12 protein-coding genes are annotated in these 12205 nt (G+C 54.1%); 7 read left to right on the forward strand and 5 right to left on the reverse strand.

Translation table 11 applies throughout. The features are described from left to right. Positions 1-22: 22 nt before the first annotated feature. Positions 23-1447, reverse strand: coding sequence for an argininosuccinate lyase (argH, locus tag EKL30_RS02555; RefSeq protein WP_126705603.1), 1425 nt, complete (start codon positions 1445-1447; stop codon positions 23-25). Between the two features lie 167 nt (positions 1448-1614). On the opposite strand from argH, the gene EKL30_RS02560 reads away from it, so the two are divergent. The 4 genes from EKL30_RS02560 to EKL30_RS02575 all read left to right on the forward strand — a co-directional run bounded on the left by EKL30_RS02560 (position 1615) and on the right by EKL30_RS02575 (position 5517). Next, a complete protein-coding gene (locus EKL30_RS02560; RefSeq protein WP_126705604.1) occupies positions 1615-2868 on the forward strand; it encodes a mechanosensitive ion channel family protein in 1254 nt (417 codons plus the stop codon). Positions 2869-2894: 26 nt separating this feature from the next. Then, positions 2895-3233: a P-II family nitrogen regulator gene (locus EKL30_RS02565; protein ID WP_102069545.1), complete on the forward strand. Its 339-nt coding sequence runs from the start codon at positions 2895-2897 to the stop codon at positions 3231-3233. A gap of 97 nt (positions 3234-3330) precedes the next feature. Beyond that, positions 3331-4956, forward strand: coding sequence for a gamma-glutamyltransferase family protein (locus EKL30_RS02570; protein ID WP_126705605.1), 1626 nt, complete (start codon positions 3331-3333; stop codon positions 4954-4956). Between the two features lie 24 nt (positions 4957-4980). Beyond that, positions 4981-5517, forward strand: coding sequence for a YaeQ family protein (locus EKL30_RS02575; RefSeq protein ID WP_126705606.1), 537 nt, complete (start codon positions 4981-4983; stop codon positions 5515-5517). A 41-nt stretch (positions 5518-5558) separates the two neighbouring features. Here EKL30_RS02575 and EKL30_RS02580 read toward each other — a convergent pair whose 3' ends face one another. Next, a complete protein-coding gene (locus tag EKL30_RS02580) occupies positions 5559-6155 on the reverse strand; it encodes a chorismate lyase (protein ID WP_126705607.1) in 597 nt (198 codons plus the stop codon). A 36-nt stretch (positions 6156-6191) separates the two neighbouring features. On the opposite strand from EKL30_RS02580, the gene EKL30_RS02585 reads away from it, so the two are divergent. Continuing rightward, the gene (locus tag EKL30_RS02585) at positions 6192-6926 is read left to right on the forward strand and encodes a pseudouridine synthase (RefSeq protein WP_126705608.1); all 735 of its coding nucleotides are present in this window, start codon (positions 6192-6194) and stop codon (positions 6924-6926) included. A gap of 5 nt (positions 6927-6931) precedes the next feature. On the opposite strand, the gene EKL30_RS02590 is transcribed toward EKL30_RS02585, so the two are convergent. Together EKL30_RS02590 and ugpQ are read right to left on the reverse strand one after the other, a co-directional pair. Next, on the reverse strand, positions 6932-7786 hold the full coding sequence (locus EKL30_RS02590) for a 23S rRNA (adenine(2030)-N(6))-methyltransferase RlmJ (RefSeq protein ID WP_126705609.1): 855 nt from the start codon (positions 7784-7786) through the stop codon (positions 6932-6934). A 90-nt stretch (positions 7787-7876) separates the two neighbouring features. After that, positions 7877-8635 carry a glycerophosphodiester phosphodiesterase gene (gene ugpQ / locus EKL30_RS02595; RefSeq protein ID WP_126705610.1) on the reverse strand — a complete coding sequence of 253 codons (759 nt, stop codon included), beginning with the start codon at positions 8633-8635 and terminating at the stop codon, positions 7877-7879. A gap of 215 nt (positions 8636-8850) precedes the next feature. On the opposite strand from ugpQ, the gene EKL30_RS02600 reads away from it, so the two are divergent. Further along, a complete protein-coding gene (locus tag EKL30_RS02600) occupies positions 8851-10818 on the forward strand; it encodes a SurA N-terminal domain-containing protein (RefSeq protein WP_126705611.1) in 1968 nt (655 codons plus the stop codon). Positions 10819-10881: 63 nt separating this feature from the next. Here EKL30_RS02600 and EKL30_RS02605 read toward each other — a convergent pair whose 3' ends face one another. After that, positions 10882-11523, reverse strand: coding sequence for an arylesterase (locus EKL30_RS02605; protein ID WP_126705612.1), 642 nt, complete (start codon positions 11521-11523; stop codon positions 10882-10884). On the opposite strand from EKL30_RS02605, the gene EKL30_RS02610 reads away from it, so the two are divergent. Then, positions 11522-12196 carry an ABC transporter ATP-binding protein gene (locus tag EKL30_RS02610; protein WP_126705613.1) on the forward strand — a complete coding sequence of 225 codons (675 nt, stop codon included), beginning with the start codon at positions 11522-11524 and terminating at the stop codon, positions 12194-12196. The two genes, EKL30_RS02605 and EKL30_RS02610, sit on opposite strands and share 2 nt — an antisense overlap. Positions 12197-12205 lie beyond the last annotated feature (9 nt).

Here is a 12205-nt window from a genome sequence, read left to right on the forward strand (position 1 = left end):
TCGGCGCCGGCAGCCAAGCCGCTTATGAAGAGCTGGTTTCGGCGACGATCCGTTCTGCTTCTTGTTTGACGCGTGCAGGTGCCGTACCGCCAACATGATTGCGGGAGGCAACCGAGCCTTCAAGCGTCAGGACGCTGTAAATGTCTTGCTCGATCAGCGCGTGAAACTTTTGTAAGTCGTCCAGGGGAAGGTCAGCGAGGTCGCAGCCACGCTGTTCGCATTCGCGCACAGCGTGCGCCACGGTTTCGTGCGCATCTCGAAAAGGGACACCTTTTTTGACTAAGTAGTCAGCCAAGTCGGTGGCTGTGGCAAAGCCTTGTAGCGCGGCAGCGCGCATAGCGTCAGCCTTGACGCGTATGCCGCCTATCATGTCGACAAAGATGGTAAGCGTGTCGCGTATGGTGTCCGCCGAATCGAACAGCCCTTCTTTATCTTCCTGATTGTCTTTATTGTAGGCTAGGGGTTGACCTTTCATCAGGGTAAGCAGCGCGATCAGATGCCCATTGACGCGACCCGTTTTTCCGCGCGCCAATTCCGGGACGTCGGGATTTTTCTTCTGCGGCATGATGGAGCTGCCGGTGCAAAATCGGTCGGCCAGGTCAATGAAGCCAATACGAGGGCTCATCCATAGCACCAGTTCTTCTGACAGGCGCGAAATATGGGTCATGATAAGCGCCGCGGCAGCACAAAATTCGATAGCAAAATCGCGATCGGACACCGCGTCGAGCGAATTACGGCATACCTGGTCAAAGCCCAGAGTGCGCGCGACCCGTTCCCGGTCGATAGGGTAGGAGGTTCCCGCGAGTGCAGCGGCACCTAGCGGTAGGCGGTTCACGCGCTTGCGGCAGTCGGCCAGACGCTCGGCATCGCGTCCGAACATCTCGGCGTACGCCAGCAGATGGTGCCCGAAAGTAACCGGCTGGGCGACTTGCAAATGGGTAAAGCCTGGCAGGATGGTATCGGTGTGTTGCAAGGCCAGGGACGCCAGTTTGTGCCGCAGCTGTCTCAGGAGATCGATCGCAATGTCGATTTCGTTGCGAACCCACAAGCGGATATCGGTCGCCACTTGGTCATTGCGTGAGCGCCCGGTGTGGAGGCGTTTACCTGCGTCGCCAATTAATTCGACCAAACGCTTTTCGATATTCAGGTGTACGTCTTCCAGATCGACAGACCATGTAAACTGGCCAGCATGTATTTCTTCGAGAATTTGGGCCATTCCGCGCTCGATGGCCGCCTTGTCGTCAGTGCTGATAATTCCTATGGATTCAAGCATGTCGGCATGCGCGAGGGATCCCTGAATGTCGAAATCGGCCAGCCGCTGGTCAAAGCTGACCGACGCCGTATAGCGCTTGACAAGATCGGAGACGGGCTCGGAAAAACGGGCAGACCACGCTTGGGCCTTGTTTGCGAACTGATTTTGCAGATTGGAAGAGGTATTTTTTGGCATAGTGGCAAGATTATAAGGGACGGCGCGATCGGCTTGAAGGCCATAATCCAGATTCGTCGTAACAGGATAAGCAGTTACGGTATATTAGAGGGCTTTTTCACTGGGCGCATGCGTGAGCCTTGCCGCAGCTCGCAACAGCGCTGAACAACACGAGATATCAGGCAGTAATGCAAGAAAACAACCCGCTGCTTCAATGGATGGGGCAGAACTGGATAAGCAACAATATGCCGGATGCGCTGTGGGCGCAGGTCGCTTTAGGGTTGTTGGTGCTTTCCGCTCTCGTCGTGGTCACCGGATGGGTCATGGCCCGAGTACTCGCTACCATCACGCGCCGCATGCTTTCCGCTATTGGTCATGATGACTGGTCTAAAGCGCTTTCCCGACGCCGGGTATTCCGCAACCTGAGCTATGCGGTCCCAATGTTTGTGCTTATGGGCAATATCGGTGTGCTGCCCGTCGACGAAAAGTATGGCGGTATTCTGGCGCGGGTATTTCTATGTGCCGGAATGATTTTCTTTTTTATGGCGCTCAACGGGATGTTGACGGCCTGGCAAGACATCTACGCCTCGAGCGCACGAGCACAAACACGTTCCATAAAGGGCTATCTGGAACTTGCCAAGATAATCGTCTGGGCAGTATGTGTTGTCCTGATTATCTCGATATTGGTTAATCGTTCGCCGCTGCTAATGCTTTCCGGACTAGGCGCGCTGTCGGCGGTATTGCTGCTGGTATTCAAAGACACTTTGCTGTCGCTGGTTGCCAGCACCCAAATGACATCTAACGATATGCTGCGAATCGGCGACTGGATAGAGATGCCGCAGGCAGGCGCCGACGGATTCGTAATCGACATGGCTTTGCATACCGTGAAGGTCCAGAACTGGGACAAAACAGTCACGACAATACCGACTTATAAGCTGTTTTCGGAAAGTTACCGAAACTGGCGTTATATGTTTGAATCCGGCGGCCGGCGTATCAAGCGCACCTTGCGTATTGATGCGAGCACCGTGCGATTTTTGCGCGAGGACGAAATTTTAGACCTGCAGCGCTTTGCATTGCTTAAAGACTATCTGAACGAAAAGCGCGAAGAACTGGAAGCCAGCTACCGTGCCATGGGGACATTGGCCGACATGCATGTGAACCGTCGCCGATTGACCAATCTCGGTACATTTCGAGCTTATGGCCTTGCTTACCTGCGACAGCATCCTGAGGTCCGCCAGGACATGACGATGCTAGTGCGCATGATGGAACCGGAATCGCAGGGCATCCCGGTCGAGGTCTATTGTTTTGCGAACAAAACCGCCTGGACCGAGTATGAACGGATTCAAGGCAATATTTTCGATCATCTGGTGGCGATCTTGCCAGAAATGTCGCTGCGTCTATACCAGGCGCCTGCCGGCAGTGACTTCGCCAACATGCGATAATTTTTCTTTATAGCGGAGCCTATCCAATGAAACTAGTCGCGGCAATTATCAAGCCGTTTAAGCTTGACGAGGTGCGAGAAGCACTTGCCGATATCGGCGTCAGTGGCCTCACGGTGACCGAGGTCAAGGGATTCGGTCGTCAGAAAGGGCATACCGAACTTTATCGTGGCGCCGAATATGTTGTCGATTTTCTACCAAAAATAAGGGTCGAGGTTGTACTGCCGGCTGCAATGGTAGAAGCCGCCATCGACGCTATCATCAAGGCGGCCTTTACCGGAAAAATCGGCGACGGCAAGATTTTCGTCACAGCGGTCGAGCAGGCAATTCGCATCCGTACCGGCGAAAGCGGCATCGACGCGCTTTAAGGTCCACCTGAACCGGCCGAAACCCGCTAGCCGGCTTTTGTTTTTTCACTATTTCCGCGCGCGCTTGCTGCTGTGTCTAGGGCGTAGAGGTCTATATATGAAGCTATTCAACTGGGATAATCCTTATCGCACCGAGCGCACTCCGCTTTTTGCTCGCAACGTCGTATCAACCTCTCATCCTCTGGCTGCGCAAGCAGGGTTGCGCATGTTGCTCAAGGGCGGCAACGCCATTGACGCCGCCATTGCTGCTGCGGCGACTATCGTACTGGTAGAACCTGTATCCTGTGGGTTGGGCGGTGATTGTTTCGCGATACTTTGGGATGGCAAACAGCTTCAGGGACTGAATTCTTCCGGTGTGGCGCCAGCCGCCTGGAATGTCGAATATTTCAAACGGAAATATGGTGTCAACGCTGATGGTCTTGCCAAAATGCCACTGCGTGGCTGGGACACGGTAACGGTCCCTGGCGTCGTGGCCGGTTGGGCCTGCCTGCACGAGCGTTACGGCAAACTGCCTTTCGAATCATTGTTCGAGCCTGCAATTGAAATCGCCGAACGCGGCTTCAGCGTTCCGCCCGTCGTACATCGGAAATGGGTAGCGGCAGCAGCTGAACTCAAAGATCAGCCGGGCTTCGCCCAGGCATTCATGCCCGAGGGCCGGGCGCCGCATATTGGTGAGTTGTTCTCGTTGCCTGATGCGGCTCGAACACTGAAACGTATCGCCCAGAGCAAAGGCCGGGATTTTTACGAAGGCGAATTGGCCCAAAAAATCGCTGCATTCAGCCAGAGTTGCGGCGCGGCCATGACGCTGGATGATTTACGCAACTACCAACCTCAGTGGGTTACTCCGATCTCGAAAGAGTATCGAGGTTATGAACTGCATGAAATTCCTCCGAATGGGCAAGGAATCGCTGCCCAGATGGCTCTGGGTATCTTGCAAAACTTCGACGTTGCCGATTTGCCTGTAGATTCCACTGAATCTCAGCATCTCCAAATCGAAGCGATGAAGCTTGCGTTTGCCGATTTATACCGCTATGCGTCTGATCCGCGCAGTATGGAAGTGACCCCCGAGCAAATGCTCGACGACGGCTATCTGGCCAGCCGCGCTCGGTTAATCGATCGAAACCGTGCTACGCAATTTGGTCCGGGCCGTCCCGCGTCGGGTGGCACCATTTATCTGACGGCGGCCGATGAAAGCGGAATGATGGTGTCGTTTATTCAGTCCAATTACATGGGCTTCGGTTCCGGCGTGGTTGTGCCCGACACAGGAATCAGCTTGCAAAATAGGGGGTATGGATTCTCGATGGATCCGGCGTCGCCCAATGTGGTCGAAGGCGGTAAACGGCCATTCCATACCATTATCCCTGGCTTCCTCACTCGCGACGGTGCGCCTGTAATGAGCTTTGGCGTCATGGGCGGCGATATGCAACCTCAAGGGCATCTGCAAACCGTGGTACGCATGCTTGATTACGATCAACAGCCCCAGGCGGCTTGCTGTGCTCCGCGCTGGAAGCTAAACAGGGACTTTACGCTCGATCTGGAAACAGGTATCAGCGAAGCGGTGACCCTGGGCCTGCAAGCGAAAGGGCATATTCTTAAAGCGGTACATGATCCTTATATGGATTTCGGCGCCGGTCAATTCATTTGTCGTTTATCGGATGATCCGGCCCGTGGTTATGTGGCCGCCAGCGACAGTCGCCGAGACGGGCAGGCAGTCGGTTTTTAGTTGAAGCAGTTGTAAAGGTTATGTATGGCATTACGAGCCACGATTTTCAAGCTGGAATTGCACGTGGCCGATATGGTCCGCGGCTACTACGATAGTCACAGCCTGACTTTGGCACGCCATCCTTCGGAAACCGAGGAACGCATGATGCTCAGGGTGCTGGCGTTCGCCCTGTATGCCACCGAGGGCTTGGCATTCACGCGGGGGCTTAGCACCACTGACGAGCCGTCGCTTTGGGAAAAGGATCTGACCGGTACGATTTTGAACTGGATCGAACTTGGCCATCCCGATGAGCGTCGCATATTGCAGGCAAGCGGCAAGTCGGAACGCGTCGTAGTGTTCTGCTATGGCGGCCATGCCAGTCAGGTTTGGTGGCAGGGGGTGCAGAGTGCCTTGGCTCGTGTGCAAAATTTGAGTATTCTGTCTGTGAGTCCGGCGCAGGTTCAGGCTCTCGCGCAATTGACAAAGCGAAACATGATTTTGCATGTAACCATCGAAGAAGGCACGGCTTTGGTGTCGTCTACGGACGACAGCGTGCCTGTCGAGATTGCGGTGTGGCGTTAAAAAAATCGGCTGGCATGCTATGTAATGGTATGATGCCGACCCTAAAGCTCTTTCAAGCGCAGGCCCTGATCATAGGCTGATTTGGCTGCCAAAGCCCAGAAATCCGGTAAAAAACATTCGGCAACCAGCAACGGTTGACCTTGTCGCCAGAAAACGGAGCATCGGGCCAACATACCATTCGCGGGCGGGCATTCTTTACCCAGCAGGCTTCGTGCCGATCGGTATATAGGATGCTGATCGGTCAGGCGGCAGGCGAAAAAGACTGAACGCGTAATCTGAGGGTTGTGATAAAGCATATCAGCGAGGGGCCGGGTGCGCAGCCGACGCATTCCTTGCCACAAGCCATGCGAGGCATCCAGAGGTGTGAAGCTTCTGGCAAATACACTGATCGTGCCGTTGATCGACATGACAATTTCACGCGTCCACACGGGTGAACGTGCGTTGCGCTTGAGCATCCATGCTTCCGACTGGTGCAGACCTTGTGCCTGCTCTCGGACCACGCGCAATTGCACATCGCCTATGGTGCGTAGTCCGGAAGTTAATGCACCTGGACGAAACAACCAGTACTTTTGTTGCCGGCTAAATGAAGGTGAGGGCGATGCCAGCCAGTCGCTGTAATAAGGCGGGAAGAGTTCCATAAACTATATTATCGCCAAAGTCTTAAAATACCGCTCATGGAAAAAATACGAATTTCAAAACTAATGGCCGAACAAGGTCTTTGTTCACGCCGCGAGGCCGATGCTTATATCGAACGCGGCTGGGTCAGAGTGGATGGCGTTGTTGTGTCGGAGCTTGGCAGCAAAGCCTGGCCTGACCAGAAAATCACACTCGAAAAACAGGCTCAGCGCCGCCAGACAGGGCGTGTCACGATATTGCTGAACAAACCGGTGGGCTATGTGTCTGGCCAGGCCGAACAGGGCTATCGCCCGGCCGCATCGCTCATCACTGCGGCATCTCAATACCGAGTCGACAAATCGCCCTTGCGTTTCGATCCAGCGCATTTGCGTGGCTTGGCCCCGGCTGGACGCCTGGATATCGACTCCCAGGGCTTGCTGGTGCTGACCCAAGACGGACGAATTGCTCGGCAGCTTATAAGTGACGATTCCGAGATCGAAAAAGAATACCTGGTGCGAGTCCACGGCAAGATCGGTGGCAATGGTCTTGCCATGCTGAATCATGGTTTGTCGCTTGACGGTCAGCAACTGCGGCCTGCCCACGTCACATGGCAAAATGAAGATCAGTTGCGGTTTATCCTTCAAGAAGGCAAAAAGCGCCAGATCCGCCGGATGTGTGAGCAGGTTGGCCTTAAGGTGATAGGGCTTAAACGAGTTCGCATTGGCCGGATCGTCTTGGGCGATTTGCCTCCCGGACAATGGCGCTACCTCAAAGACGCCGAAAAATTCCTGTAGCCTTGTCAGTTGCCGTGCTGGTTCAGGGTGAAGTCGGCTCGGTCATCGACCGCCAGTTTGTCTCGTAGCCATGGCAACGTGCGCGCCAGTTCTGCCTGCAGCGTCCACGGCGGGTTAACGACGAACATGCCGCTGCCATGCAAGCCGAATCCATCGATGGCCGGCTTACGTACGGTCAGGGTGGCATGCACCCATGGCGTTTTCAGACGTTCCAGCGAACGTGCAAGCTCTTGGGCCTCTAGCCGTTGCACCAAGGGATACCAGACCGCAAAACAACCCGTGGCAAATCGCTTCAAGCCTTCGTTTACTGCCTGCAGGGTTCTTCGGTAATCTTGCTTGTCTTCATAAGATGGGTCAATGATCACAACGCCTCGACGGCTGGGTGGCGGCAGCTGCGACTTCAAGCCTTCGAAGCCGTCTGCCTGATATATCGTCGTTTGCCGCAGTGCAGCACGACCCTGCTCGGATAAGTTGTGCTTCAGTATTTCTACTTCCGAAGGATGCATCTCAAACAGCCGCAGCCGATCGCGATCGCGTAATGCACGCAGCGCAAGCCAGGGTGAGCCGGGATAGAAATTGGCTACGCCATCGGGATTGAAGGCTTGAACCTCTTCGAGATACCGCTCTATCATTGCTGGCATGGATTCGGCGCCCAGCAGGCGGTCCAATCCGTCAACGTACTCGCCATTGGTCAGGGCCCACTCGCTTTGCAGATCGTATAGTCCGGCACCCGCATGGGTGTCGATTACCCAATACGGGGCATCCTTTCGATTCAGATAATCCAGAATGTGGACGAATATGGAGTGCTTTAAAACATCGGCATGATTGCCGGCATGGAAAGCGTGTCGGTAACTGAACAAGAAGTTTTTCCTCGAGGTGCAGACTGCCGCATCGTCGGATAGCGGGATCGCAGGATTTAGGATTGTCAAGAATGCGTCGTGACGACGCAATCAGATAAAATAAGCAGGTGAGATGGTTTGGATTTCGTCAGTCACAATAGCGTTGCAGCCCCAGTCCAGAAGCTCTCGAGCACGGGCGGGATCATTGACGGTCCAGATAGCCAGAGTGTAGCCCGCCTTGCGTATCGACCTGACCAAATGCAGTGTGGCGTACTTATGATTTAGATTCAAACCTGTGCAACCCAATCGTTCGGCACGGCGTTGCCAATCAACAGGCACTTCTTTTTCAATAAGTAGAGCACGGGGCAGCTCTGGCGCTTCTTCCATGGCCGCCTGCAAAGCCATTTCAGAAAACGAAGATAGCAAAGGCGGGATCTCGGCGTTGGCCCAAAGCCGCTGAGCCAGGCGGGCAATCTGTTTCCCGGTTTCCATTTCCGTTCCGGTCGACGGCTTGATTTCGATATTGCTGAGAATACCGTTCGCCTGCGTATAAGCCGCAATCGAATGCAATGTTGGAATCGGTTCGCCGGCATAATCGCGCGAATGCCAAGAACCGAAATCGAGTTGCGCCAATTCTACAAACATTTTTTCAGCGGCCGAGCCGGTTCCGCTTGACGTCCTATCGACCGAGTCGTCGTGTAAAAGTATCGCTATGTTGTCCTTGCTGAGCTTAACGTCGTATTCCATCATGGTGAAACCATGCTGGGCACCAAAGCGCATCGATGACAACGTGTTTTCCGGTGCCTGACGGCCTGCGCCGCGATGAGCGATCAGTTTCGGATAGGGCCAATGGGGACAAGGATCAAGCATCTTTGGTAATCCGGTAATGAATGCAGCGATATAAAGAATGCGATTAGTTTATCGCCAGTTGCGTGAATTGCACTGCTAACTAGGGCAAAGGTGATGGTAAACTGAACAAAATTTTAGTGTTCTACTCGGGTTTTCGTAATCATGGCGATTTTGGTCGCCTTTTTTGATGTAACCGTCGCGCACGACCTTATAGGCTGCGTGTCAGTGGGTGATAAATGTTCGATTTTATACGTACGCATCAACGATTGATGCAACTCGTTCTGCTGGTACTGATTCTTCCGTCTTTCGTATTGATTGGCGTAAGTGGGTATTCCAACTATGTGTCTGGCGATGAACCACTTGTAAAAGTCGGAGACTCCACTATCACGTCGCAAGAGTTCGATCAGGCGCGCCGTAATCAGCTTGAGCAGATCCAGCAAAACGCGCAGGGCGGATTTGATCCTGCCGTGCTTGATAATCCCGCAGCGCGCAGCGTCTTGCTTGAATCCCTGATCGATCGCAGGGTAGTCGCAACCACCGCAACAAAGGAACGCTTCAGTGTTTCCGACACAGCGCTGCGTCAAGCAATTGCTTCTATGCCGCAATTGCAGGTCGACGGGCAGTTTTCGCCGGAAAGATATAACCAGGTGCTGGCGTCAGCGGGCCTTAACACACGCGATTTCGAACAAGGCCAGCGCGCAGAATTGGCGCTCGATCGCGTCCTGGGCCCGATCGCACTGACCGCAAGCGTTCCCGCCGCGGTTGTCGATCGTCTTGAACATGTACTGACCGAAGAACGAACCGTCCGTTTGGCCGCTTTTCCGGTCAGTGATTTCGAAAAAGACCTGATGATCACCGATGCCGACATTCAGGCATGGTACGAAAAGAACAAACAAAGTCTCGAGCTTCCGGAACAGGTCAGTGCTGAATATATTCTTTTGAATGAACCAGCGGCCATGGAAAATCTTCCGGCGCCTACGCCTGAAGATCTGCAAAAATATTACGAGCAAAACAAGGCGCGCTATGTGCAGCCTGCGCGCGTAAACGTCAGTCATATACAAATCAGTGTTGCCACTGCTGCGTCCGACGACGAGCGTGCCGCTGCCCGAACCAAGGCTGAAGAAATCGCCAAGAAGCTTAGCGCTGACCCGTCTGCGTTTGCCGAAACGGCTCGCAGCGAATCGCAAGACGCTGGTACAGCTAAAGACGGCGGCAAGCTTGGGTGGATCACAAAAGGATCCTGGCCAGCAAACCTCGAGCAGGTAGTATTCGCGCTAGAAAAAGGTCAGGTCTCGGATGCCGTTGAGGGCCCTGGCGGTTATCACGTATTCCAGGCCAGCGATATCCAGGCTGAAAAAGGTGAGTCCTTTGACGAAGCCAGGTCCAAGATCGAGGCTGAAGTGCGGCGTCAACTGGGGGCAGAGCGCTTTGCCGACATGGCAACTCGCCTGACGAGTCTGGTGTACGACAATCCCACCAGCCTGCAGCCCGCTGCCGACGCATTGGGGATGAAAATAAAATCCGCCGCCGGTATTGCGCGAGATCGTCTCTTGCCGTCTGATGAAGTCGGCGCAAATGCGGCTTCCGCTGGTGAAGATGCGTCGCTCCTAGACGATGTACGCGTCCGCCGTGCTTTGTTTACTCAGCAGGCTTTGAACGACAAACAGAACTCCGGTGTTATCGAAATTTCGCCAGACACAATGATCGTTGTCAGGGTGAGCGCTGTCACGCCGGCCCATATCCCCGAGCTTGCCAAGGTTAAAAGCCATATCCAGGAAAAACTGAAGGAAGAAGGGGCGCTCGCCGCCGCTGAAAAGGCCGGCAAGGATCTGCTCGCCACTTTCCAGAACAGCCCGAACCAAACCATTGTTCCCGAGCAATTCGGTACGCCGCTTAGCATTAGCCGCATCAATGCTCAAGGCCTTGATAAACCGGTCGTTGACGCCGCATTCTCTGTTTCGACCAAGAAGTTGCCCCAGTATGCCGGGGTAAAAGGTCCGCAAGGGTTTGCAGTAATCCGTATTGAAGATGCCAAACCGGGTAAGACCGACTCTCCGCTGCTGGCGACTTTGCCGGCAGAACTGAATCAGGCCTGGGCCCGTGCCGAGGAACAAGCCGTGCTCAAGTCCATGAAAGCTGAGGCAAACGTGAAAATGCTGCCAGACGCACAAAAGGCTCTGGCTGGCGATACGGCGCGAAATTAAGCCGAAGTATCCCGGATGCTGCCATGGCGTCCGGGATGTCCTGGTTGGGCGGTCAGCGATCGCTTATGGCTTAAGCAATGGCTGTAGATGCTTCCACACGTTTTCCGCCAATATTGCTTGAGCCTGCTCGTTCGGATGTATGCCATCGGCCTGAAACATGTCACGCTCAGTCGCAATACCGTCCAGTAGAAAAGGCACAAGGGCAATGTTATATCGGTTCGCGAGCGATGCAAAAATCTGCCGGAATCGTTCAGAATACGGCCTGCCATAATTAGGCGGAATTTGCATGCCGACCAGCAGTACCTGGGCCCCCGACTGCTGCGACATGCTAATCATTTTCGACAAATTATCTTCTGTCGCCGTCAACGACAAGCCTCGCAAGGCATCGTTGCTGCCCAACTCTATGATCACGACTTTCGCTTGATGCTGCTCCAACGCAGCAGGCAGGCGGCTAACGCCGCCGCTGGTGGTATCGCCGCTGATACTGGAATTACGGATCTGGTATCCTGTTTTTTCGTTCGACAGACGGCGATCGAGCAGGGCCACCCAGCCCGAGCCACGCTGCAAGCCATATTCTGCAGATAAACTATCGCCGACCACCAATATTGCCGGCTCAGGTTCGGGATCCGTGGCCGCGATCGCAGCCATGTTTGAAAAAGGCAGCCAACATAGTGCCGCTACCATAAGACGCAAGCGTATCCACATGAATTACATCCATTCGATTGAAGTCAATCAATTATGCCAAAGAGTCAGTGACTCCTCAGGTGTCCTCGATATTTTAAGCAATGTCAGTTTCACCGTCGCGGATGGCGAGGCCGTCGCCGTAACCGGCAGTTCAGGTTCTGGAAAATCCACTTTGCTAGGGTTGTTGGCAGGGCTCGATGTTCCCACATCAGGACAGGTCAAGCTTTTAGGACATGATCTATTTACCTTAGACGAAGAAGCACGCGCAGCATTACGGGCGGCGCATGTCGGATTTGTCTTTCAGTCGTTTCAACTTCTGCCTAATCTGACGGCATTGGAGAACGTAATGCTCCCGCTTGAGCTTGCTGGAAAGCCTGCGTTAGAGGCAGCCAGGAATATGCTGGAACGCGTCGGACTTAAGGATCGCTTGCACCATTATCCCAAGACACTATCGGGCGGCGAGCAGCAACGAGTCTCGCTTGCCCGTGCCTTTGTCGTACAGCCACGCCTGTTGTTTGCCGACGAGCCCACCGGTAGTCTCGATACCCAGAATGGCAGAAAAATAGTAGATTTGATGTTCGCACTGCATCGCGAACATCAGACGACCCTGATGCTGGTAACGCACGATGTGCAATTGGCAGCTTTGTGTCAGCGCGAATTAAAATTGTCGGCGGGACAACTGCAGCCCAACTAGTCAGGTGTG

The sequence above is a fragment of the Candidimonas sp. SYP-B2681 genome, assembly GCF_003971065.1.
Taxonomy (GTDB): domain Bacteria; phylum Pseudomonadota; class Gammaproteobacteria; order Burkholderiales; family Burkholderiaceae_B; genus Pollutimonas.